The following is a 22,629-nucleotide window of genomic DNA, read 5'->3' as shown; positions in this document are numbered from 1 at the left end:
GCAGGGGGCGGGCTGAGCCCCCACTCAGACGGCGAGGAATCCGCCGTCGACCGGAAGCACCGCGCCGGTGACCATGGCCGCGTCCGCCGACAGCAGCATGGCGATGGCTTCGGCCACCTCGGCGGCTTCGGCGAAGCGGTCGAGCGGATGGCGCACCCGCATCGGCGTGCTCTTGGCCGGGTCGCTCCACGCCACCGCCGCCAGTTCCGTCAGGGTTATGGTCGGCGCCACCGCGTTGACGCGGATGCCATGCGGGCCCAACTCCTTCGCCATCACACGCGTGGCCCCCTCCAGCCCCGCCTTGGAGGCGGCGTAGCACAGGTGATCGGGAAAGCCGCGGTGCCCTGCGATCGAGGTGATGTTGACGATCGCCCCCCCGCCGCCCGCCGAGATCCGGGCCCTGGCGAATTCCTGGCAGCAGATCAGGGCGGCGCGCAGGTTGATGCCCAGCACCGCATCATAGCCCGCCTCGGTCATGTCGAGCACGCTTTCCAGCACGTTTGTCCCCGCGCTGTTGACCAGGTAGTCGCAGGCGCCCGCCTCGGCCATCGCCGCCCGGGCCGCCGCAGGATCCGCCAGGTCGACGCGGATCGTCCGCGCCCCCAACTCGGCCGCCAGCGCGTCGAGATCGGCCTGGGTGCGGCTGAGCGCCACCACCTCGGCGCCCCGCGCGGCCATCACCTCGGCGCAGGCCCGGCCGATGCCCTTGCCCGCGCCGGTGATGACCACGGATTTGCCTGAAAACTGCATCTTGATGCCTCCCCTTCCTAGGCCCGCCACCCCAGACCCGTCACCTTCAGACCCGGTCGAAGTTGGTGGGCAAAACGATCATGTCGCGGATCGTCACGTTGCGCGAGCGGGTCAGCATGTAGACCACCGCGTCGGCCACCTCCTCGGGTTCGATCAGGCTGCCGCTCTCGCGCGCCTTGCGCAGGTTCTCCTCCGGCCAGTCGGCCAGAAGGGCCGAGACCACCGGCCCGGGCGAGACCTGCCCCACCCGCACCCCGTGCGGGATCATCTGCCGCCGCATACCCTGCACGAAGGAGGTGATCGCCCATTTGGAGCCGGAATAGACCGGTTCCCAGTAGGTCGGGAAATGCCCGGCGATGGAGCAGGTGACGACGATGTCCCCGGTGCCGCGCTCGATCATGTGGGGTACCACGTCACGGACGTTCTTCATCACCGCGTTGACGTTGAGGGTCAGCATACGGTCGATGGTGGGGCCGTCGGTTTCGGTCAGGTCACCGCCGATGTAGGTGCCCGCGTTGCAGTAGAGGATGTCGATGTGGTCGACCTTGGCCAGGATCTCGGGGATCATCCGGCCGCAGCTTTCCGGATCGATCAGGTTGGTCACCTGTGCCACCGCCCGATCGCCCAGCCCGGCCGTCAGCTTCTCCAGCTCGGCCGCGTTCCAGTCGACCATCACCACCGTCGCCCCACCGGCGAGAAGCGCCTTCGTCGTCGCCAGCCCGATGCCCGAGGCCGCCCCGGTGATGACCGCGATCCGGCCCTCAAGTGAACTTGCCATGTTCTTGCTCCTTCTGTTCGGAAACCCGCGTCCGGGACGCGCCGTTGAGGGGCCGCCACCCGGCGGCCCCGATGAGGGAAAAGCGCGGGCCGGCCTCAGCGCCACTCGCGCCCGATGTAGATCGCCAGCAGGATGATGAGACCCTTGATCACGTCCTGCAGGTAGGGGTTGATCCCCATCAGGTTCAGCCCGTTGTTGAGGATGCCCAGCAGAACCGCCCCGATCAGCGTGCCGAGGATCAGCCCCCGCCCGCCGGCGATCGCCGTGCCGCCGAGGACGACCGAGGCGATGGCGTCCAGCTCGAACCCCACGCCGGCGTTGGGCTGGCCGCTCATCAGCCGGCCGGTCAGGATCACCGCGGCAAGCGACGAGGTGAGCCCCGAGATCGCGTAGACCGCCAGCGTCACCCGCTGAGTCTTGACCCCCGAGAGCCGCGCCGCGACGGCGTTGCCCCCGATGGCATAGACATGGCGGCCGAAGGCGGTGCGCTGCAGCAGCACCCAGGCCAGCGCGTAGATCGCAAGCATCACGACGACCGGCACCGGTACCGTCCAGATACGCCCGATCCCGAACCACGAGATCCAGTCCGGCAGACCGCTGATCGGGTAGCCGCCGGAGTAGATGAGCCCGAGGCCCCGCGCGACGCCCATGGTGGCCAGCGTGACGATGATCGCGGGCATCTTGCCCCAGGCCACCAGCGCCCCGTTGAAAAGCCCGAACAGCACCCCGATGCCCAGGCCCGCCAGCAGGCCCAGCGGCCCGGGCAGGCCCATGTTCGCCATCAGCCCCGCGCTGATCGTGCCGGCCAGCGCCATCACCGCGCCGACCGACAGGTCGATCCCGCCGGTCAGGATGACGAAGGTCATCCCCACGGCAAGGATGCCGACGATCGACACCTGCCGCAGCACGTTGAAGATATTCGAGACGGTAAAGAAATTGTCGCTGGCGATCCCCATCAGGACCGAGACCGCGATCAGCCCCGCCAGCGGCAGCGCCAGCGGCGAGTGGATCAGCCACGACAGGCTGACCCGTCCGCTCAGCCCGCTGCCGCCGGACCGCTTCACCGCCGCCGCGTCGTTCGCCTCATGCGACATGATCCATCCTCCCCGTCTCGACCTTTCCGGTCGTCGCCTGTGTCATGATGTCCTCGGAATTGATCCGCGCCCCCTCGACCGTCGCCACGATCCCGCCGGAGCGGAACACGCAGACCCGGTCCGACATCCCGATGATCTCGGGCAGTTCGGACGAGATCATGATGATGGCGAAGCCCTGCGCGGTGAATTCGCGCATGAGCTGGTAGATCTCGGCCTTGGCGCCGACGTCGATCCCGCGGGTGGGCTCGTCGAAGATCAGGACCCGCGTGTCGTGGTTCAACCACCGCGCGATCACTACCTTCTGCTGGTTGCCGCCCGACAGCGTGTCGACCCGCGCCTCCGGCCCCGAGGCCTTGACGCCCACCCGCGCCATCACGTCCTTCGTGCAGGCAAGCTCCTTCTTCCGGTCGATGAGGCCGTTCGACCGGCGGTACTTGCGATAATTGTTGAGCGAGATGTTCTGCATCACCGAGAAGGAGGTGATCAGCCCCTGCTCCTTGCGGCTTTCGGGCAGCATGCCGATGCCGCGCGCCAGCCCCTCGGCCGGGTCGCGCAGCCGCACCTCGGCGCCGTCGATCCGCACCTCGCAGGCCGCCGCCGGGTAGGCGCCAAGGATCGACAGCGCGGTCTCGGATCGGCCCGAACCCACGAGACCCGCGAAGCCCAGGATCTCGCCCGCGCGCAGATGGAAGGACGAGACGGGCCCGCCCTTGCGCAACTGCACGCGCGGCACCTCGAGCACCTTGCGCGCCTCCTGCGAAACCTCGCCCCGGGCGGGAAAGCTGTTCTCGATCCGCCGGCCCACCATCATCTCGACCAGCGTGTCGATATCGACCTCCGCGGTCTCGCGCAGCCCCACGAAGGCTCCGTCACGCAGCACGGTGATGCGGTCGCAGATCTCGAAGATCTCTTCGAGGTGGTGCGAGATGAAGATGATCGCCACGCCGTTTCGGCGCAGTTCGCGCATCACCTTGAAGAGGTGCTCCACCTCCGCGGGCGTCAGGGTCGCGGTGGGTTCGTCCAGCACCAGAAGACGCGCGTCCAGCGCCAGCGCCTTGGCAATCTCGACGAATTGCTGCTCGGCCACCGACAGCCGCCCGACTGGCACGTCAAGCGGCATGTCGATGCCCAGCCGGTCGAGGATGGCACGCGCCCGCGCCTTCATCTCGCGCCGTCGCATCAGGCCGAAACGGCCCCGGATCTCGCGCGAGAGAAAGATGTTCTCGACCGCGTTCAGATAGGGCACGAGGCTGAATTCCTGGAACACGATGCCGATCCCCGCCTCGATCGCCGCGTCGTAATCGGCAAAGTGGCGCTCTGTCCCGTCGACCCGGATCGTGCCCGCGTCGGCACGCAGGATCCCGCACAGGATCTTCATCAGCGTCGACTTGCCGGCGCCGTTCTCGCCCAGAAGCGCGTGCACCTCGCCCGCGCGCACCTCCAGATCGACGCCGTGCAGCACCCGCACGCCGACGAAGCTTTTCTCGATCCCCCTGAGTTCCAGCATTTCCGTCCCTCCGTGGCCGGCGTGTCGTGATGGGGGCGCCCGGCGCGAACCGGGCGCCCGGGCCGCGCTTACCAGTGGAAATCGGCGGCGTTCGACTTGTCGACGACCTTCACCTCGATCGGCACCGACTTCGGCACCGCCTTGGCGCCCCAGTGGATCGACATCGCGAGGCCGAGCGCGATCCGTACCATGTCGGCAGGGTATTGCGCCGTGGTCTCGATGAACGGCCCGCCCTTCTGGATCGCCTTCACCGCCTCGGGCGCGCCATCGACGGACACCAGCTTGATGTCCTTGCCGCTTTCCTGGATCGCGGCGAGCGAGCCCATCGCACCGCCGTCGTTGACCGAGAAGATCCCGTTCAGGTTCGGATGGGCCTGGATCATGTTCTCGGTCACGCCGAGCGCGATCGACCGGTCCTGCTTGCCGTTCTGGGTGTCCACCAGCTTGATGTCGGGGAATTTCTTCAGCGCCGCCTTGCAGCCCTCGACCCGTTCGAGGATCGGCACGACCGGGATCCCGTCGAGGATCGCGACCTCGCCCTTGCCGCCCAGCGTCTTGCCCAGGTAGGTGCAGGATTCGAACCCCGCGTCGCGGTTCTTCGAGCCGACGAAGGTGTCGACCGGGCCCTTGGCGTTGGCGTCCACCGCGACCACGATCACGCCCTTGTCCTTGGCCGCCTTCACCGCGCTCTCGATGCCGGTGGAATCGGTCGGGTTGACCAGCAGGATGTTGATCCCCTTCTGCAGCATGTCCTCGACGTCCGAGGTCTGCTTGGCGATGTCGTGGTTGGCGTCGGTCGTGATGACGGTCGCCCCGATCTCCTTCGCCGCCGCCTCCAGCGCCTTGCGCATCGCCACGAAGTAGGGGTTGTTCATCTCCTGGAACGTCATCCCGATCTTCAGCGGCGCCTTGTCCTGTGCCAGCGCCGGCGCGGCGGCCAGCGCAACGCCCATCGCCGCCGCTCCGGCCAGCTTCCATGTCCCTTTCATTGCGTCCTCCCGTTATGGTGTCGGCAGGCAATCCCTGCCCGTTGACAGACGGCTGCATGCCGCCTGAATTGCTTGAAGTCCGTTAGGTGCGATGCCCTATTCCGCCGCGGCCAGCTCTCCGTTCGCCGCGAAGGTCGCCCTGAACTGCGTGGGCGACATGCCCTTGAGCTTCAGGAAATGACGGTTGAAATTCGACAGGTTCGAAAACCCCACGTCGTAGCAGATCTCGGCCACCTTCGCGTCAGGCTGCGTCAGCAGCATCTGGCAGGCCAGATCGACCCGAAGCTGGTTCTTGTAGCGCACCAGCGTGCTGCCGGTGTGGCGCTTGAAGGCGCGGGAAAAGGCGCTCTGGCTCTGGCCCACCATGGCGGCCAGCTCGCGCTCTCCCACCGCGTCGGTCAGGTGTTCGCGGAGGTAGGCGATGGCCCGGTTCACCCCGCCCTCGTTGATTGCGCTGAGGTCGAGCTCGTAGCTCAGGCTGGCCAGCACCTCGGGCTCGGGTGCGGTGGCAAGGATGTCGAGGATCTCCCAGAACAGCGCGAGTCGGCGCAGGCCGCGGGCCTCGATAAGCGCCTCCATCCGCGGGCGGATCGTGGCGCTGGTGGCGGCATCGAACAGAAGGCCGCGGTGGCTGCGTTCGAGCAGTGGCGTGATCGCCTCCATCTCAGGCAGGCTTTCGGCGGCTGCCTCGACAAGGGAGGCGGGAAACTGGATCACGAGGGAGCGCGCGGGCACCACCTCGCCCGGCTCGATCTCGCTGATCCAGTTCTGCGGCAGGTTCGGGCCGGTCACGATCAGCTGGCCGGGGCCGAAATCGCCGATATAGTCGCCGACGTAGAACTTGCCGGAGGTCGCGGCGACAAGGTGGATCTCATATTCGGGATGGTAGTGCCAGCGCACCGTCCGGAACGGGTAGCCATGCATCCAAGCGGCGAAGGATTCGCCCTTGCGGATGTGGACCAGCTCCAAGTCGGGTTGCATCGCCTTATCCTCCCACGACGCCCGGGCGGCGGCCTCTGCCCCCCCGCCCGGCCGCGGAGCCTCCCCGCCCCCCGGTCCTTCACGTCTGCCTCACGATAAGCTCAGAATCGCGGCCCGGGCTACCTCACCACGCGATTTATGTTGATACTTTTTTTACGCGCGCGGCGATCAAAATGCGCAGCCCTGCCGGGCCGGTCTGGATGCGGGCCGGGATGCAGGGGCGCCCTTCCGCCGGGCGCGATGCCGCGTCGCAGCGACAGCCCCAATGTTTCAAGGGAAAACCGCCCAGTTTCACGAAGATCCCGCGATGCGGCGGCGCGGATCGCGGCGCCGGGCCCGCATGGCGCATGTCATACTTTTTCGCCGCCCGTCATGCTGTTCCCGGGGTCGAAGGCGCCCCGGGTCGATCAGGCGGCAAGGAGCCCCTTCACCCCTTCGTAATAGCCCGAGGGCGCGGGGCAGAGCGGGTAAAGCTCGGCCTGGAGCGCGTGATAGATGTCGGGCTTGCCGGTGAACTGGGTGGCGTCGGGGCGGCCTGCGGCATCCACCTCGGGGAACCAGCCGCCGCGCGCAGCGTCGATGAACAGGCGCTCGGCCACGTCCCACAGGCGGTCGTACCAGGCGGCATCCTCGGGCCCGGGCCCCAGCTTCATCAGCGCAGCCACCGCACCGATCGCCTCGGTCACCGGCCACCAGTAGCGGTTGCGCACCGCCACCTTACCGTCGAAATCGAGCGTGTAGGCCACACCCCCTTCGGGCAGCCAGGCATCCGCAAGCGCCCGCGCGATCAAACGGCGCCCGAGCGCCGGCGCATCGGTGGCGGGCCGGCCCGAAAGATCCCAGTGCTGGATCAGTAGGCGCCCCAGTTCGAACGAATGGCCCGGCGTGGTGCCGGCGGGGCGGAACATCGGGTCGCCGCTGTAGGCCCGGTCGACCTCCCAGTTCTCGGTGTAATGTTCGGGCAGTCGGTCGCCATGGGCCGGCGCCATTCGCCCGGTGAAGAAGCCGAGGATCCGCCCCGCGCGGTCGAGGAACACCCTGTCCCCGGTCGCCTCATAGGCCGAGAGATGTGCCTCGACCCCGTGCATGTTGGCATTCATCCCGCGATAGCCCGACAGGCGCGACCAGTCGCGGTGGAACTCCTCGCGCATCAGGCCCGCGTCCTCGTCCCAGAAGTGACGGTCGATCACGTCGCTGATGTCGTCGAGAAGGGCCCCCGCCCGGGGGTGCCCCGCCGCCATCCCGCTGGCCGCGGCCAGCAGCACGAACATGTGCCCATAGGCCAGCTTCTCGCCGGCTAGCGGACCGTCGGGGCCGAAGGACCAGACATAACCGCCATGCGCCGGATCGCGGTGGCGGTCGAGCAGCGCGTCGATCCCGGCCGAGACCACCTCGGCGCAATCCGGCGCCCCGGCAAGCTGACCCAGAGCGTAGGAATGCGCCATCCGCGTGGTGGTGATCAGCTCCTGCGGCTGGCCCGGGATCGGGCGGCCATCGAGGTCGAGCACATCGAACCGCCCGTCCGATGTCAGGCTTGCGCGGAAGAAGGCAAGCTGACGCCGCGCGCCGCGCTTCATGGCGGCCGTGCGGGCCGGGTCGGCAAGACCGGTTCCGGAGGGCGGCATTCCTGAGGGGGGCATTCCTGGGGCTGGGGGGACGGTCATCGGGACGCTCCTCGCTCGTCTGGACTGGCGCGCGAAAGACGCGCAGCGGCAGGTTAACCGCCCGGTCCGATCGCGTGAAGGGTGCGTGAAACGCGGCGGAGAACGGGGGGGGTATCCTCTGGCAGCGCCAAATCGAACTTGAGCCAGATTCATAAAATTCACCAACAACATTCAATTTTACTCATGTACATGACGCCCTATATTTCAAGCTTATCCCAAGACCCGGACGTGACCGATGCTGAACTTCTCCCTTCCCGATGCTCCATCCCTCGCCACGCTCCGCGCCCTCGCGGCCGAGCGGATCCTGATCCTCGACGGGGCGATGGGGACGATGATCCAGACGCTGAACATGACCGAGGAGGATTTCACCGGTGCGGGTGAAGGTCATGTCCACGGCCCCGGCTGCCGCCACCATTCGGACCACCCGCAGAAGGGCAACAACGACCTGTTGTCGCTGACCCAGCCGCAGGCGGTCGAGGACATCCAGTTCACCTTTGCCATGGCAGGGGCGGACATCATGGAAACCAACACGTTTTCGTCCACCACGATCGCGCAGGCCGATTACGGGATGCAGGCGGCGGTGCACGACCTCAACGTCGCGGGCGCGCAGGTGGCGCGCCGCGCGGCCGATCGCGCCACGGCCGAGGACGGGCGCCCGCGCTTTGTCGCCGGTGCCGTGGGGCCGACGAACCGGACGGCCTCCATCAGCCCCGACGTGAACGACCCGGGCTACCGCGCCGTCAGCTTCGATGACCTGCGCATGGCCTACGGCCAGCAGATCGACGGGCTGATCGAAGGCGGATCGGACCTGATCCTGATCGAGACGATCTTCGACACGCTGAACGCCAAGGCCGCGATCTTCGCCGCCTTCGAGGCCTTCGCCCGCGCGGGCAAGCGCCTGCCGATCATGATTTCGGGCACCATCACCGATGCCTCGGGGCGCACGCTGTCGGGCCAGACGCCCACCGCCTTCTGGCACTCGGTCGCCCATGCCCGTCCCTTCAGCGTGGGGCTGAACTGCGCGCTTGGCGCATCGGCGATGCGGCCGCACATGGCCGAGATCGCCTCGGTCGCGACCTCGCTCACCTGCGCCTATCCGAACGCAGGGTTGCCCAACGCCTTCGGCGAATACGACGAGGGGCCGAACGACACCGCCCCGCAGGTCGCCGACTTCGCCCGCGAGGGCATCGTCAACATCGTCGGCGGCTGCTGCGGCACGACCCCCGACCACATCAAGGCCATTGCCGAGGCGGTGGCCCCCTTCGCCCCGAGGAAACTGCCCGTATGACCCGTTACCTTCGTCTCTCCGGCCTCGAACCCTTTGTCCTGACGCCCGACATTCCCTTCGTGAACGTGGGCGAGCGGACGAATGTCACCGGGTCTGCCCGTTTCCGGAAGCTGGTCGTCAACCGCGACTATGCCGCGGCGCTGGAGGTCGCGCGCAATCAGGTCGAAAACGGCGCGCAGATCATCGACGTCAACATGGACGAGGGGCTGATCGATTCCAAACAGGCGATGATCGAGTTCCTGAACCTCGTGGCGTCGGAACCGGACATCGCCCGCGTGCCGGTGATGATCGACAGCTCAAAGTGGGAGGTGATCGAGGCCGGGCTACAATGCGTTCAGGGCAAGTCGGTGGTGAATTCCATCAGCCTGAAGGAGGGCGAGGACGCCTTTCGCCACCATGCGGGCCTTTGCATGGCCTATGGCGCAGCGGTCGTGGTGATGGCCTTCGACGAGAAAGGCCAGGCCGACACCTACCAGCGCAAGACCGAGATCTGCGCCCGCGCCTACAAGATCCTGGTGGAGGAGATCGGCTTCCCGCCCGAGGACATCATCTTCGACCCCAACGTCTTTGCCGTCGCCACCGGCATCGAGGAGCATGACAATTACGGCGTCGACTTCATCGAGGCGACGCGCTGGATCCGCCAGAACCTGCCGCATGCCCATGTCTCGGGCGGCGTGTCGAACCTGTCGTTCAGCTTCCGCGGCAACGAAACCGTGCGCGAGGCGATGCATGCCGTGTTTCTCTATCACGCCATTCAGGCGGGGATGGACATGGGCATCGTCAACGCGGGGCAGCTGGCGGTCTACGACCAGATCGACCCCGAGCTGCGCGAGGCCTGCGAGGACGTCGTGCTGAACCGCACGCCCAAGGCCGGCGGCACCGCGACCGAACGCATGCTCGACATCGCCGAACGCTACCGCGGCGACAAGCGCGAGGAGAAGGTGCGGGACCTCGCGTGGCGCGACTGGCCGGTCGAGAAGCGGCTGGAACATGCCCTCGTCAACGGCATCACCGAGTTCATCGAGGAAGACACCGAGACCGCGCGCGCGGCGGCCGAGCGCCCTCTGCATGTCATCGAGGGCCCGCTGATGGCGGGTATGAACGTGGTCGGCGACCTCTTCGGCGCGGGCAAGATGTTCCTGCCGCAGGTGGTGAAGTCGGCCCGCGTGATGAAGCAGGCCGTCGCCGTCCTCCTGCCCTACATGGAAGAGGAAAAGCGTCTTAATGGCGGCGAGGGCCGCCAGTCGGCGGGCAAGATCCTGATGGCCACGGTGAAGGGCGACGTCCACGACATCGGCAAGAACATCGTGGGCGTCGTGCTGGCCTGCAACAATTACGAGATCGTCGATCTGGGCGTCATGGTCCCGCCGCAGAAGATCCTGCAAGTGGCGCGCGAGGAAGAGGTGGACATCATCGGCCTCTCGGGCCTGATCACGCCGTCCCTCGACGAGATGGTGCATCTGGCCGCCGAGATGGAGCGTGAAGGCTTCGAGATCCCGCTGCTGATCGGCGGGGCGACCACGTCGAAGGTCCATACGGCCGTCAAGATCGCGCCGCGCTTCACCAGGGGTCAGGCGGTCTACGTGACCGATGCCAGCCGCGCCGTAGGCGTGGTGGGCGCGCTGCTGAACCCGTCGCAAAAGCTCGACTACGTCGAGGGGATCCGTGCCGATTACGCCGACGTGGCCGAACGGCACGAGCGTGGCGAGCGGGCCAAGAACCGCCTTCCCCTCGCGACGGCCCGGTCCAATGCGCTGAAGCTGGCCTGGGACGGCTATGCGCCCAAGGCCCCCTCCTTCACCGGGACAAAGGTGATCGAGGATTGGGACCTGGCCGAGATCGCGCCCTACATCGACTGGACGCCGTTCTTCCAGACCTGGGAGATGCGCGGCGTCTACCCCAAGATCCTCGACGACGAGAAGCAGGGCGAGGCCGCCCGCGCCCTCTTCGCCGATGCGCAGGAGATGCTGGAAAAGATCATCGCCGAGCGGTGGTTCACCCCCCGCGCCGTGGTGGGCTTCTGGCCCGCCAACACGGTGGGCGACGACATCAGGCTGTATGCGGATGCGGACCGGGCCGAGACCCGCGCCACGCTGCACACGCTGCGCCAACAAACCTCGAAACGCGACGGCCGCCCGAACGTGGCGCTGTCGGATTTCGTGGCGCCCGAGGGCAAGGGCGCCGATCACGTCGGCGGCTTCGTCGTGACGGCGGGCCCGGAAGAGGCCGCGATCGCCGAGAAGATGGACAAGGCCAACGACAATTACGGCGCGATCCTCGTGAAGGCGCTGGCCGACCGGATCGCCGAGGCGATGGCCGAGATGCTGCACCAGCGCGTGCGGCGGGACTACTGGGGTTACGCCCCCGATGAAGCCTTCGATCCGCAGGAACTGATCGCCGAACCCTATGCCGGCATCCGCCCGGCGCCGGGCTACCCCGCCCAGCCCGACCACACCGAGAAGACCACGCTCTTCGCGCTGCTTGACGCCGAGAAAACGACCGGCGTCAAGCTGACCGAAAGCATGGCGATGTGGCCCGGCTCCTCCGTCTCGGGCCTCTATATCGGCCATCCCGACAGCTATTACTTCGGCGTCGGCAAGGTGGAGCGCGACCAGGTCGCGGATTACGCCGACCGCAAGGGGATCAGCGTGGAAGAGGCCGAGCGCTGGCTCGCCCCGGTGCTGAACTACATCCCCGGCACGGGCGAAAAGCAGGCCGCCGCCTGACCCCACTTCCCCCGCCGCGTGCACGGCGGGGGGAACCTCCTGCCCTTTCATTGTTCCCCAAATACGCAAGCGGCCTCTCCGTCCCGCCCCAGCGCCGGGACGCCGCCTTTCCTATCCCTCCGCCAACCCGCGGAACCGGTCGAAAAGATCGTCCGGCCCAAGCTGCCCGCCCTTGAGCAGGATCCGCATGCCGTCGCGCGCCGGGTCGGGGTGGCGGGCCGCGCAAAGCGCGACGCCCGGCGCCAGGGGCTGCACGAACTCCAGCGCCGAAAAGCCCAGACCCGCGACCACGCGGCTGGAGCTGTCGCCCCCCGCCAGCCCCAGCCAGCCCGGCGCAGGACCCGCGCAGAGCCGCGCGAGCAGCGCCGCCGCCAGATCCGCGATCTCCCCCGGCCCGCGGTCGTAGGCGGCCTCGGGCAGCAGGTGCAGGAGAAGCGGAACCCCCTCGGCCAGCGCCTGCACTGCCGGCACGGGCGGTGCGCCCCTAGCCAGCGTTGCAGGGTCGAGGGGGACGCGGCGGAACCCGGTCGCCGCCGCCACCTGCCGCGCGGTGACCGAGGACCGGCTGCCCGCAAAGATCACCACCGCCCTGCCCGGAGGCGGAGGCGGAGGCGGCAGCGGTGGGGTCGGCGGATCCGGCGCGGTCGCCCGTCCCGTCCCCGGCGCCAGGATCTCGGCGACCGAACTTGCCCCGACGATCAGCTGCCGCCCCCCGGCACGCGCCAGCGCGGTGCCGATCCGAACCTGGTCACCTGGCCCGGTAGCGTCGAACAGCACCGGCCCGGCGCGAAGCCGCGCGGCCAGCGCATGGGTTTCGCCCAGCTCCGGCAGGGTGGCCCCGACCACCCCGGTCAGCCCCTGCGCGGCGAGGTGGCGCGCAAGGTCGGCCTCGGCCATCGGCGTGACCGGGTGGCGGGCCATTATCGGGTGCCGGTCGATGCGATGGATCGCCCCGTCCGGGCCCCGGGCAAAGAGCGTGCCGAAGGCGCAATAGCGCCCGAGGCTGGGCTGACCGCCGATGATCGCCGTGACGTCCGGTCTGAAGCGTGCCGAAAGCGCCGCGACCGCCGCCCCGATGGAGCCAACCCGCGGCGCGGAATCGAAGGTCGAGCAAACCTTGTAATGCAGGATCCGCGGCGCCAGCCGGGCCACCTCGGGCCAGAGCCTGCCGATCACCGCCACGGCCTCCTCCGGCGTGCGCGAGCGCAGGTCGGTCGCGAAGCCGGTCACCTCCACCGCGCCTTCGCTCTCCCCCTGCCAGGGATCCAGCCGCAGCCTCGTGGCACGGCCGGCGCGGGCATAGGTCGACAGGCTGTCCGAGGCGCCGGTGAAATCGTCACCGATGAAGACGATGCCGCCGCTCAATGCAGCCCCCCGTAGAACCCGAGCGCGGCGGCCAGCGCAGGGCGGGTCCTCGCCCCCTCCTCCAGCGCGCCGCCCCCGGCCACCACCTCCCACGCCTCGCGCAGGGAGGCCACGCCGGCAGCGGGCCCGCCCGGGTGGGCAAGGATGCCCCCACCGCACATGAACATGAAATCCGCCGACCCTGCCGCGGCGAAGGTCTGCGGCAGCGTGCCCGCCCACTGCCCCGAGGAAAACGCGGGCATCACGCGGTCGTCGGAGCCGCCGTCGGGGCAACCGTCGGAGCGACCGCCGGGCAGACCGTCCGCCAGGGGGGCAAGGCAGAACCGCGCGGCCTCCCTCACCTCGCCGGGCAGGTCCACGAACTTGCCGTCAAGCCCGTGGACATGCAGATGATCCACCCCCGCCAGCCGGAAAAGCGCGCCATAGGCCGGGAATGCCATGCCCAGCAGCGGATGGCGGCTCATCGCGCCGAAGCCGTTGCGATGGCCATGGAGCGCCAGCGGCGTGTGGGCGCGCAGCGTCTCGATCCCCGAGAGGCCGCACCAGTTCAGGCTTGCCATCACGCAGCTGCCCTCCTCGGCCAGGACGAGGTCGGCATGGCGGCGCATGGCGTCGGTCTCGTCAGTGATGTTGAAGGCCATCATCACCTGCCGCCCGGTGCGCTCGCGCCACTTGCGGATCACCGCCATCACCGCCGGAACCCGCGCGGCCAGCGGCGCGCAATCGGGGTTGGCGCAAACCTCGTCGTCCTTGATGAAATCGACCCCAGCGGCGCAGAGCGTGTCGACCAGCGCGGCGATCTCTTCGGGGCGCATCCCCACGTTGGGCTTGATGATCGTACCGAAGACGGGCCGCCCCGCCACCCCGATGGCGGATCGGGTTCCCGCGATGCCCTGCGCGGGGCCGGGATAGCGCGCGCGGTAGGCCGAAGGCAGATCGAGCGACAGAAGCTTCAGCCCCGTCACCTCGCCCAGATCATAGAGGTTCCCCGACACCGTGGCCGCCAGCGTGGCCAGGTTGCGGCCGATGTTCCCCGCCGGATAGGCGATCCGCACCAGCGCGCGGCGCCACGGCCCCCGCGCGCCGCGCCGCTCCAACCAGGCGGAGCGCAGCGCGGGCGCCGCGGTCTCGTCCTGCGGTTCGATCGACAGGACCTCGGCTGCGGTGCGGGCGCGAAGCTCGTCCGTCTCGCCCGCGACGCGCACGAACGTGCCCGAGGATTGCTCCCCCGCCATCATCCCGGCGACTTTCTCCACCGGCTCGGGCGTCTCCAGAAGGTAGGTCGCGGTGATCCGCTCCATCGTCGCGCCTCGCCCCGCTCAGGCCTCGACCAGCGAGGGGAAGGGACGCACCGGATCGGCCCCGTCCCAACCCTCGGAGGCCGCGCGTATCGTGTCGAACATCCGGCCCTTGGGGCCCACCACTTCGGACAGCTCGATCACCGTGCCCGGGTGCATTTCCTCGGCGAAATACACGAAGCGGCCGTTCGCACCCACCGTGCCACCCATCTTCACGGTGAAGCCCCGCGCCTCCATCATCGCAAGATCTGCGTCGAAATCCTGCGTCCAGTAGGCGACGTGCTGAAGACCCGTGTGCCCCGCCTGCTGGAAATCGCGGTACATCGAAGGCACGTCGTTACGGGTCTGGATCAGCTCGACCTGGACAAAGCCGGAATTGGCCAGCGCGACCGAGTTGTGCGGCACATGGGATTGGCCGTCGTACTGGTAGCCCTCGATCGGCACCTTGGGGTTGTAGAACCACGGCCCCACCCCCATCACGTCTGACCAGTGGGCCATCGCCGCCTCGATATCCGGCACGACATAGCCCAGCTGGCGGATCTGTCCGAGAAATCTGCTCATCAGGTCTGTCCTCAGTTCGGTCCCTTGAAGAGAAGGTTGGGCAACCACGTCGCGATCGCCGGGAAAAGCGTGACCGCCAGCAGCGACAGAAGCAGCGGCAGGAGAAAGGGCAGAACGCCCCGGATCACGCGGTGAAGCGGCATCTTCGCGATGATCGACACCATGTAGAGACTCATCCCCACCGGGGGCGTCAGCAGGCCGATCATCAGGTTCAGCACGAAGACGATGCCGATCTGAAGGGGGTCGATCCCGGCGTGCACCAGCGCGGGCGTCACGATCGGCGCGATGATCAGGATCGCGGCGATGGAATCGAGGAACATCCCCACGACCAGCAACAAGAGGTTCAGGATCAGCATCAGCGCCAGCGGCGAGGCCTCGAACCCCGAGAGCGCCTCGGACACCAGAGCGGGCACCCGGTCCACCGTGAGTACCCAGGCAAAAAGCGCGGCGTTTGCGACGATGAAAAGAACGCTCGCCGTGGCCTCTACCGTGTCGAGGCCCGCGCGCAGGAAGGAGCGCCAGCTGAGATCGCGGTAGAGGAAGACGCCGATCAGGATGGCGTAGGCCACGGTCACGCCCGCCACCTCCGTCGGGCCGAAATACCCGCTCATCAGCCCGCCGATCAGCAGGACGGGCGCCAGGATCGCAGGCAGAGAGATCACGAACTTGCGGCCGATTGCGGCAAGGCCGGGCACCATCGTGTCGCGCGGCAGCTTGCAGAGCCGCGCCATGAGGCCGACCTGCGCCATCAGCAGCACCGCGATCAGGAGGGCCGGCACGATCCCCGCCAGCAGCAGCCGCACGGCCGAGACATTGGTCGCCGTGGCGAAGATGATGATCGGGATCGAGGGCGGAAAGATCGGCCCGATGGTGGCGGCGGCCATGGTGATGCCGGCGGCGAACCCGTCCTTGTAGCCCTGCTCGCGCATCATCCGGATCTGGATGCCCCCCAGCGCGCCGATATCGGCCAGCGCCGCCCCCGAGATGCCCGAGAACACGAGGCTGACAAGCACGCTCACCTGCGCCACGCCGCCCCGCACCCGCCCGACGACGAGGCGGACCAGGTCGAAGAGGTGGCGCGTGACGCCGGTGACGCCGAGGAGGTTCGCCGCGAAGATGAACAGCGGCACCGCCAGCAGCGGGCTCGAGTCGAGCGCATTGGCCAGCCGCTGCGCCAGCACCGTCACCGGCAGGTGCCAGGCCAGCACGACGATGGCCGACGACAGCCCCAGGCACACCGCCACCGGCAGCCCGATGACCAGCATCGCGGCAAAGAGGACAAGCAGGGTCAGGGTCACGCGTCCGGCTCCGGCAGGGTTTCGTCTTCCGCCTCGCGGGCAGCATCCCGCGCAGGCGCATGCACCAGTCGCCATGCCGCGATCAGCGCGACGAGGGCAAAGCCCAGCACCAGCGGCAGGTAGAAGAGGGTGTTTGGGATCCCCAGCGCGGGGGTGCCGAAGCGCCCGGCGCGCAGAAGGAAGCGGTACAGCGCCCACAGCATGACCCCCGCGAAGCCGATCAGCGCGAGCCGCCCCAGCGTCGCCAGCGCCCATTGCCCCGCCCGGGGCAGCATCGCGGGCACGAGATCCATCGCGATGTGGCGCTCTTCCAGCAGCAGCCGCGGCACCGCGAGGAATACCAGCGCGATCCCGAACCAGCGCGACAGCTCGTCCGCCCAGGGCAGCCCGAGGTCGAGCAGGTTGCGCGCCAGCACCTGCAGGATCACCAGCGCGGTCAGGCCCAGAAGCATGACCAGCGCCAGCCACAGCATCCCCCCCGTCACCCGCGACAGCAGCCGTTCGGGCAAGGGGGGCAAGGCGGATCTCGGCATCTTTGCCCCCGGCCTCAGCTGACCGCGGCGATCTGCTTGTAGAGATCGCCGTACTGGTCGCCGAACTTCTTCTCGACCAGCGCCTTCACCGAGGTCTTGAAGGCGGCCAGATCCAGCCCGCTGTCAGGGCCGATCACCGTCATCCCCTTGTCCTTCAGGGCGGCAAGATCCGAGGCCTCGGCGTCCAGCGTGGCCTTCGACGCCCGGGCACGCACGGTGTCGGCGGCCTCCGCGATCGCCTCCTTCGCCTTTGGCGACAGCATCTGGTACTGGTCCTCGTTCATCACGACCAGCTCCGCCGCGCGGATATGGCCGGTCAGCATCAGGTGCGACTGCACCTCGTAGAGCTTGTTGTCGAGCACCACGTTGACCGGGTTCTCCTGCCCCGATACGACCCCGGTCGCCAGCGCGGTCGGCACCTCCGACCAGTCCACCGGCACCGGTACGGCGCCCAGCCCCTCGACCGTGGTCAGGTAGATCGGCGAGGGGATCGCGCGGATCTTCACCCCCTTGAGGTCGGTGGGCGACTTGGCCGCCACGTTCGCCGAAAGCTGCCGCGTGCCGAAGTAGAAGGCATAGAGCACCCGCACCCCGGCCTTTTCGATCAGCCCCTTGTTGATCCCCTCCATCACCGGCGAGGCGGTGTCGACCACCTTCATCAGGTGATCCACATCGCGGTAGAGGTAGGGCGTGTCGAGCGCCGCGATCGGCGCGTAAAGCGGTGCCAGCGCTCCCGCGGTGTTGTGCGAGATCGGAACCGCCCCGGTCGAGACGCCTTCGGCCAGTTCCTTGATCGAGCCCAGCTGCGACGATGGGAACACCTGGATATCGACCTCGCCGCCAGAGGCTGTCTTGACCGCCTCGGAAAACCAGACCGCCTGCTGCCCGTTGATGCTGGTGGGCGAGTTCATGTGGCCGTAACGCAGCGTTGTGCCCGCGGCCAGCGCATGGCGCGGCAGCCCAAGCGTGGCAAGGCCGGTCGCCCCGGCCACCGCGAACCCCGATGTCTGAAGAAAGCCCCTGCGGGACATCGCCTCCCTGGTCATTCCCCGATCCTCCCCGATCCGGTCGCCGGGCCACGATGACCCGGCATGATGTCCATCGACCGGCAGACCAAGCCTCCCCTCCTCGGGATGCGGGCGCCATTCCGCCTTAAATATATGTATTTAAAGCGAAAAATGTAAGTCTGGTCGATTTGTGGTTTGATCGTAGGAAGCGGGGGCTGTACCGTCAAATCCAATTCTATGATGGTTTTTGATGGGTTTTCAGAAAGGATCATGTTCCGATGCCGCGCAAGACGGGGCCGCTTCTGACCGATATCGCCCGCATCGCTGGTGTCTCGCCCGCGACGGTGGACCGGGTGCTCAACCGCCGTCCCGGGGTGCGCGAGGCGACGGCGCGGCGGGTTCTGCGGGCGGCGGCCGACACCGGTTACCTCGACGAGGCGGAGATCGGCGCCGCCCTGCGCCCGCGGCCCCTGCGGCTGGTGTTCCTGCTGCCCGCGGGTACCAATCCCTACCTGCGGCTGCTGGGCGACACGGCCAAGCGGCTGGCGGCCAATCCGGGCGATGCCAATGCCACGGTGCGCTGCTTCTTCATCGACAGCTTCAACCCCGAGGCGCTGGCCGAGGCCCTGCTGCGACACGGCGAAAAGGCCAGCGGCGTCGCCTTCATGGCGATCGATCACCCGCTTGTGCGCGAGGCGGTCAACGCGCTGGTGGCGAAGGGCAAGCAGGTGGTGACGCTGGTGTCCGACATCTCCAACGCCGCGCGCACGGCCTATGTCGGCCTAGACAACCGCTCCGTCGGACGGACGGCGGCGCACCTGATGGGGCGGTTCGTCGGGCGCGGCGGCGGGTCGGTCGCGCTGATCGCTGCCAGCCGCACCTACCGCGCGCACGAGGAGCGCGAGATGGGCTTTCTCGGGCTGATGGAGGAGGATTTCCCCGGCCTTCGCGTGGTCGGCGTGCGCGAAGGCCACGACGACCGCGACGAGAACTACCGCCACACCCTGCGCCTGATCGCCGAATATCCCGACCTCGTGGGGATCTACAACGTCGGCGGCTCGTCCGACGGGATCGCCCGCGCGCTGCGCGAGAAGGGGCGCGGGACAGAGGTGGTGTTCATCGGCCACGGGCTGACGCCCGACACCCGGCGCAACCTGGTCGAGGGGGTGATGGACGTCGTCCTGACCCAGAGCCCGGAACTCGTGGCGCTGAACGCGATGCAGATCATCCGCAACGCGGCGGAGGGCAGCGCGGCAGAGGCCGGCGTGCCCCGGCTGGCGATCGAGGTGGTGGTGAAGGAAAACCTTCCCTGAGCCAAAGGGCCGGTCCTGCGGCGGGCACGATGTGCGCCGGTCCGGCGGTGGGAGGGGCGCCCCTAGCGCCACTCTTGGCCCATTTCGGCGATAAACGAAGGCGGCGCCGAAGGGCCGCGCCTGCGCGGGCCTCAGATCTGCAGGTGGCGGAGGATGCGGGAATGGGCGTCGGCCCCGGCAGGACCGGCGTCGTCGATCGTGCCGAGCTTGAGCACCGCCCAACGATCGGCGATGCCGAGCGCGAAGTCGAGGTTCTGCTCGACCAGAAGGATCGTCGTGCCGCGGCTGCGGCGTTCCTCGCGCAGGGCCTCGGCGATGCGGGCGATCACGGTGGGCTGGAGGCCTTCGGAGATCTCGTCGATCAAAAGGAGGCGTGGCTCGGTCATCAGGGCGCGGGCGATGATCAGCATCTTCTGCTCGCCCCCGGACAGCGTACCCGCCTTCTGCGCCAGCCGGTCGGCAAGGAAGGGGAAGTGCCCATAGACCCGCTCAAGCGCGGAGGGAAGGTGGGCGTCTCCCGGAAGGGCAAGGCGCAGGTTGTCGCGGATCGAAAGATCCTGAAACAGCGGCTGGTCCTGCGGCGCATAGCCGATGCCGGCGGCAATCAGGGCACGCGGTTCCGCGCCGGTGATCTCTGCCCCCTCGTAACGGATCCGGCCGGCGCTGGCGCGGATCGCGCCGAGGATCGTCTTCAGCAGGGTCGTCTTGCCCATCCCGTTCTTGCCCATCAGCGCGAAAATCTCGCCCTCGCGGATGTCGAGCGACACGCCGCGCAGCACGTCGATCGCACCGTAGCCGCTTGTCACCCCGTCGAGAGAAAGCTTCACCGTGGCGTCCTGCAAGGCCTCAGCCATGGTCGCCCCCCGAATAGATCCGCTTGACGATGTCGTCGTTGACCACCTCCTCGACCGTGCCGTCGAGGACCAGACGGCCCTGATGCAGCACCACGATCCGGCTGGAAATGTCGCGCACGAAGTCGAGGTCGTGCTCGACCAGGATGGCGGCAAGGCCCAGCTCCGAGGTGAGGGTCTGCAGCACGGTGCCGATGGTGGTCCGCTCGGCCTTGGTCAGCCCCGCGGTCGGTTCGTCGAGCAGGATCAGCGCGGGTTCCAGGGCCACCACCATGGCAAGCTCGAGGCTCTGCTTCTGGCCGTGGGAAAGCAGCGAGACCTCGGCCCCCAGCTGCCGGTCGAGGCCGGTCAGGCGGAGGATCTCGATCGCCGGCTGCGGCAGGGCGAGGGTGTCGCGGCGGCGGGTGAAGCTGGGGCGTTCATGGGCCGCGCGCGCCATGCGCAGGCATTCGGCCACGGTCAGGCTTTCGAAGACCGACGCCACCTGGAACTTGCGCCCGATGCCGCGGGCGACGATGCGGTTCGGCACGAGGCCCGTGATGCTTTCGCCGTTGACCCGCACGGTGCCGCCGCTGGCCGCCTGCCCGTCAGTCATGCAGCGCATCAGCGTGGTCTTGCCCGCACCGTTGGGGCCGACGAGGCTTACCAGTTCGCCCGGTCGGACTGTGAGGGTAATGTCCTCGAGCACCTTGTGGCTGCCATAGGCCTTCTCCAGCCGCTCGATCTGCAGAAGCGGCGCGTCGGAGGCCGGTCCCCGCGCCCTGCGCGCAATCGGCACCAGTGCGGGAGCGGCGGCGGCAGGACCCTTGCGGACCCGCCGCCAGCCGGTCACCAGCGCGGCAAGGCCATTCGGCATGAAGATGATCATCACGACGAACATCAGCCCCACGACCAGCTGCCACAGGAACGGAAGCTGCCCGGACAGCTGAGCGCTGAGATAGTCGATCGCCACCGCCCCCAGTGCCGGGCCGATGATCGTGCCGCGTCCGCCGAGCGCGGTCCAGACCACCAGCTGGGTGCCGAAGACAAAGCCGGTATTCTCCGGCGCGACCACGCCCGAGGCGTTGGCGTAGAGGAACCCCGCGATACCCGTCACCCCCGCCAGCACGGTGGTCAGCGCGATCTTCACCGCCTGGGTGTTGATCCCGAGATAGGCGCAGCGCGTCTCGTTGTTGCGGATCGCGGTCAGCACCCGCCCGGCGTCGGAGCGCACGAACACGAGGGCCGCGAAGACCACCGCGACAAGGCAGAGCCCCGCCAGACGGAAGAAGCCGCCAAGGCTCAGGTCCAGCCCGAAATAGCCCACGAGGCCGGAGCTGGAGCCTGTCCACGTCCCGCCGGAATAGATCAGCTGCGTCACCACGATGGGCACGACCAGCGAGATCACCGTCGCGTAGAAATCCGACGAACCGGGATAGAAGGTGAGCCATCCCACCGCGGCGGCCAGCGCGACCGGCACAAGGATCGAGAGCAGAAGCCCCAGGGCCATCAGCCCCGGCCCGCTGCCCATGTGGGTCAGCACCATGGCGGTGGCATAGGCGCCTGCCCCGAAGAAGGCGGCCTGGCCGAAGGTCAGGATCCCGGTGAAGCCCCACAGCAGGTCCACCGTGACCGCAAGGATCGCGAAGATCATCGACCGGGTCAGCACGTTGACGGTGAAGCGGTCGAGGAACAGCGGCGCGAGGATCATCATCGCCGCCGCCGCGATGGCCAGCGCCCCGAGGCGCCAGAGCGGCCCCGGGCGCGCCGGGCCGGCACTGTCGAGCGTGGTGTCAGACACGGGAGAACCCCTTCGGTGAGATGCGCAGGATGATCGCGGCCAGCACGGCCACGGTGATGCCGCCGAGGATGGGGCTGAGGAAAGTCGAGACCAGCACCTGCGCGCCACCCAGGAGGAGGCAGGCCAGTGCCAGCGCGGCAAAGCTCTGCCCCGCGACCATGACCAGCATGAACGACCCCACGAGCCAGGCCAGCCCCATGTTCGGATCGACGCTGGTCAGCGGCGTCAGCAACACCCCCGCCAGCCCGGCGAGACCGCAGCCGATCATGAAGGTGACCCAGCGGATCCGCCGCGTGTCGAGGCCCAGAACATGGGCCAGCGCCTCGTTCATGATCACCGCGCGGGCCGAGAGACCCAGCCGCGTGCCTTCCATCAGCCACGAGAAGCCGAGGCCGATGACGATGGCCGCGCCGAGGGCGAACAGCCGGTAGATCGAATAGGAAGTGCCGAGGATGTCGGCGGTGCCGGGCAGGAGCGGCGCGGTGAATTGCACGTCGCGCCCGAAGCCCAGGGTGATCAGCTGCCCCACCACGATACCCAGCCCCCAGGTCGCAAGGATCGCGTCCAGCGGGCGGGCGTAGAGCGGGCGAACGATGAACCGTTCGGTCAGCCCGCCCAGCACGGCGCCGACCACGAAGGCCACGGGAAAGGCCAGCCACGGCGACCAGCCGAGCTGCCCCACCGCGACGGCGCAATAGGCACCGATCGTCAGCCAGGCGCCATGGGCGAAGTTGATGATCTTCAGCACGCCGAAGATCGTCAGCAGGCCGGTGGCGATCACGAAGAGGATCGCCGCGGTGGTGAGGATGTCGAGGATGAGCGTCATGGTCCGGCCCCCTGGCGGGT

19 protein-coding genes are annotated in these 22,629 nt (G+C 68.3%); 3 read left to right on the top strand and 16 right to left on the bottom strand.

Going from position 1 to position 22,629, the window contains the following annotated elements:
* Positions 1-24: 24 nt before the first annotated feature.
* The 7 genes from CVV76_RS00470 to CVV76_RS00440 form a co-directional block, all read right to left on the bottom strand.
* A complete protein-coding gene (locus CVV76_RS00470) occupies positions 25-750 on the bottom strand; it encodes an SDR family oxidoreductase (protein WP_102222653.1) in 726 nt (241 codons plus the stop codon).
* A 46-nt stretch (positions 751-796) separates the two neighbouring features.
* Positions 797-1,528 carry an SDR family oxidoreductase gene (locus CVV76_RS00465; RefSeq protein ID WP_102222652.1) on the bottom strand — a complete coding sequence of 244 codons (732 nt, stop codon included), beginning with the start codon at positions 1,526-1,528 and terminating at the stop codon, positions 797-799.
* Positions 1,529-1,623: 95 nt separating this feature from the next.
* On the bottom strand, positions 1,624-2,622 hold the full coding sequence (locus CVV76_RS00460; RefSeq protein WP_102222651.1) for an ABC transporter permease: 999 nt from the start codon (positions 2,620-2,622) through the stop codon (positions 1,624-1,626).
* Positions 2,612-4,129 carry a sugar ABC transporter ATP-binding protein gene (locus CVV76_RS00455; protein WP_102222650.1) on the bottom strand — a complete coding sequence of 506 codons (1,518 nt, stop codon included), beginning with the start codon at positions 4,127-4,129 and terminating at the stop codon, positions 2,612-2,614. Before CVV76_RS00455 ends, CVV76_RS00460 begins: the two co-directional genes overlap by 11 nt.
* Positions 4,130-4,197: 68 nt before the next feature.
* The gene (locus tag CVV76_RS00450; protein ID WP_102222649.1) at positions 4,198-5,118 is read right to left on the bottom strand and encodes an ABC transporter substrate-binding protein; all 921 of its coding nucleotides are present in this window, start codon (positions 5,116-5,118) and stop codon (positions 4,198-4,200) included.
* A 96-nt stretch (positions 5,119-5,214) separates the two neighbouring features.
* Positions 5,215-6,099, bottom strand: coding sequence for an AraC family transcriptional regulator (locus CVV76_RS00445; protein ID WP_102222648.1), 885 nt, complete (start codon positions 6,097-6,099; stop codon positions 5,215-5,217).
* A gap of 407 nt (positions 6,100-6,506) precedes the next feature.
* Complete coding sequence (locus CVV76_RS00440; protein WP_233192651.1) at positions 6,507-7,724, bottom strand: AGE family epimerase/isomerase; 1,218 nt, start codon at positions 7,722-7,724, stop codon at positions 6,507-6,509.
* Positions 7,725-7,998: 274 nt separating this feature from the next.
* Here CVV76_RS00440 and CVV76_RS00435 point away from each other — a divergent pair, with 274 nt between their 5' ends.
* Complete coding sequence (locus CVV76_RS00435) at positions 7,999-9,051, top strand: homocysteine S-methyltransferase family protein (RefSeq protein WP_102222646.1); 1,053 nt, start codon at positions 7,999-8,001, stop codon at positions 9,049-9,051.
* On the top strand, positions 9,048-11,777 hold the full coding sequence (metH, locus tag CVV76_RS00430) for a methionine synthase (protein WP_102222645.1): 2,730 nt from the start codon (positions 9,048-9,050) through the stop codon (positions 11,775-11,777). The genes CVV76_RS00435 and metH overlap by 4 nt, the downstream gene beginning before the upstream one ends.
* Before the next feature lie 111 nt (positions 11,778-11,888).
* On the opposite strand, the gene CVV76_RS00425 is transcribed toward metH, so the two are convergent.
* Genes CVV76_RS00425 through CVV76_RS00400 form a run of 6 tightly spaced genes read right to left on the bottom strand, consistent with a single transcriptional unit; the run spans position 11,889 to position 17,878 of the window.
* Positions 11,889-13,142: a four-carbon acid sugar kinase family protein gene (locus CVV76_RS00425; protein ID WP_102222644.1), complete on the bottom strand. Its 1,254-nt coding sequence runs from the start codon at positions 13,140-13,142 to the stop codon at positions 11,889-11,891.
* Positions 13,139-14,443, bottom strand: a complete 1,305-nt coding sequence (locus tag CVV76_RS00420) for a RuBisCO large subunit C-terminal-like domain-containing protein (RefSeq protein ID WP_102222643.1) — start codon at positions 14,441-14,443, stop codon at positions 13,139-13,141. Before CVV76_RS00420 ends, CVV76_RS00425 begins: the two co-directional genes overlap by 4 nt.
* Before the next feature lie 18 nt (positions 14,444-14,461).
* Entirely contained in the window at positions 14,462-15,001 is a 540-nt protein-coding gene (locus CVV76_RS00415; RefSeq protein ID WP_102222642.1) for a VOC family protein, read from the bottom strand.
* 11 nt (positions 15,002-15,012) lie between these two features.
* Positions 15,013-16,299, bottom strand: coding sequence for a TRAP transporter large permease (locus CVV76_RS00410; RefSeq protein ID WP_102222641.1), 1,287 nt, complete (start codon positions 16,297-16,299; stop codon positions 15,013-15,015).
* Positions 16,296-16,832 carry a TRAP transporter small permease gene (locus tag CVV76_RS00405; protein ID WP_102222640.1) on the bottom strand — a complete coding sequence of 179 codons (537 nt, stop codon included), beginning with the start codon at positions 16,830-16,832 and terminating at the stop codon, positions 16,296-16,298. Before CVV76_RS00405 ends, CVV76_RS00410 begins: the two co-directional genes overlap by 4 nt.
* Positions 16,833-16,846: 14 nt before the next feature.
* Positions 16,847-17,878: a TRAP transporter substrate-binding protein gene (locus CVV76_RS00400; RefSeq protein ID WP_102222639.1), complete on the bottom strand. Its 1,032-nt coding sequence runs from the start codon at positions 17,876-17,878 to the stop codon at positions 16,847-16,849.
* A gap of 239 nt (positions 17,879-18,117) precedes the next feature.
* Between CVV76_RS00400 and CVV76_RS00395 the strand changes: the two genes are divergently transcribed.
* On the top strand, positions 18,118-19,152 hold the full coding sequence (locus CVV76_RS00395; RefSeq protein ID WP_102222638.1) for a LacI family DNA-binding transcriptional regulator: 1,035 nt from the start codon (positions 18,118-18,120) through the stop codon (positions 19,150-19,152).
* A gap of 131 nt (positions 19,153-19,283) precedes the next feature.
* Here the strand turns inward: CVV76_RS00395 and CVV76_RS00390 are convergent, their stop codons facing one another.
* Genes CVV76_RS00390 through CVV76_RS00380 form a run of 3 tightly spaced genes read right to left on the bottom strand, consistent with a single transcriptional unit; the run spans position 19,284 to position 22,609 of the window.
* Positions 19,284-20,006 (bottom strand): ABC transporter ATP-binding protein, encoded by a 723-nt coding sequence (locus CVV76_RS00390; protein ID WP_102222637.1) that lies wholly within the window; start codon positions 20,004-20,006, stop codon positions 19,284-19,286.
* Positions 19,999-21,783 (bottom strand): branched-chain amino acid ABC transporter ATP-binding protein/permease, encoded by a 1,785-nt coding sequence (locus tag CVV76_RS00385; RefSeq protein WP_233192650.1) that lies wholly within the window; start codon positions 21,781-21,783, stop codon positions 19,999-20,001. The genes CVV76_RS00390 and CVV76_RS00385 overlap by 8 nt, the downstream gene beginning before the upstream one ends.
* Positions 21,776-22,609, bottom strand: a complete 834-nt coding sequence (locus tag CVV76_RS00380; protein WP_102222636.1) for a branched-chain amino acid ABC transporter permease — start codon at positions 22,607-22,609, stop codon at positions 21,776-21,778. Before CVV76_RS00380 ends, CVV76_RS00385 begins: the two co-directional genes overlap by 8 nt.
* Between the last annotated feature and the right edge of the window lie 20 nt (positions 22,610-22,629).

The sequence above is a fragment of the Acidimangrovimonas sediminis genome, from assembly GCF_002871005.1.
Taxonomy (GTDB): domain Bacteria; phylum Pseudomonadota; class Alphaproteobacteria; order Rhodobacterales; family Rhodobacteraceae; genus Acidimangrovimonas; species Acidimangrovimonas sediminis.
The sequence above is the reverse complement of the archived record's forward strand: the minus strand, read 5'-3'. Positions and strand labels throughout refer to the sequence as shown.

Bases quoted from the DNA above. Each gene is read 5' to 3' on its own strand.
- CVV76_RS00470 (WP_102222653.1), bottom strand. From the start codon at position 750: ATGCAGTTTTCAGGCAAATCCGTGGTCATCACCGGCGCGGGCAAGGGC.
- CVV76_RS00465 (WP_102222652.1), bottom strand. From the start codon at position 1,528: ATGGCAAGTTCACTTGAGGGCCGGATCGCGGTCATCACCGGGGCGGCC.
- CVV76_RS00460 (WP_102222651.1), bottom strand. From the start codon at position 2,622: ATGTCGCATGAGGCGAACGACGCGGCGGCGGTGAAGCGGTCCGGCGGC.
- CVV76_RS00455 (WP_102222650.1), bottom strand. From the start codon at position 4,129: ATGCTGGAACTCAGGGGGATCGAGAAAAGCTTCGTCGGCGTGCGGGTG.
- CVV76_RS00450 (WP_102222649.1), bottom strand. From the start codon at position 5,118: ATGAAAGGGACATGGAAGCTGGCCGGAGCGGCGGCGATGGGCGTTGCG.
- CVV76_RS00445 (WP_102222648.1), bottom strand. From the start codon at position 6,099: ATGCAACCCGACTTGGAGCTGGTCCACATCCGCAAGGGCGAATCCTTC.
- CVV76_RS00440 (WP_233192651.1), bottom strand. From the start codon at position 7,724: ATGCCGCCCTCCGGAACCGGTCTTGCCGACCCGGCCCGCACGGCCGCC.
- CVV76_RS00435 (WP_102222646.1), top strand. From the start codon at position 7,999: ATGCTGAACTTCTCCCTTCCCGATGCTCCATCCCTCGCCACGCTCCGC.
- metH (WP_102222645.1), top strand. From the start codon at position 9,048: ATGACCCGTTACCTTCGTCTCTCCGGCCTCGAACCCTTTGTCCTGACG.
- CVV76_RS00420 (WP_102222643.1), bottom strand. From the start codon at position 14,443: ATGGAGCGGATCACCGCGACCTACCTTCTGGAGACGCCCGAGCCGGTG.
- CVV76_RS00415 (WP_102222642.1), bottom strand. From the start codon at position 15,001: ATGAGCAGATTTCTCGGACAGATCCGCCAGCTGGGCTATGTCGTGCCG.
- CVV76_RS00405 (WP_102222640.1), bottom strand. From the start codon at position 16,832: ATGCCGAGATCCGCCTTGCCCCCCTTGCCCGAACGGCTGCTGTCGCGG.
- CVV76_RS00400 (WP_102222639.1), bottom strand. From the start codon at position 17,878: ATGACCAGGGAGGCGATGTCCCGCAGGGGCTTTCTTCAGACATCGGGG.
- CVV76_RS00395 (WP_102222638.1), top strand. From the start codon at position 18,118: ATGCCGCGCAAGACGGGGCCGCTTCTGACCGATATCGCCCGCATCGCT.
- CVV76_RS00390 (WP_102222637.1), bottom strand. From the start codon at position 20,006: ATGGCTGAGGCCTTGCAGGACGCCACGGTGAAGCTTTCTCTCGACGGG.
- CVV76_RS00380 (WP_102222636.1), bottom strand. From the start codon at position 22,609: ATGACGCTCATCCTCGACATCCTCACCACCGCGGCGATCCTCTTCGTG.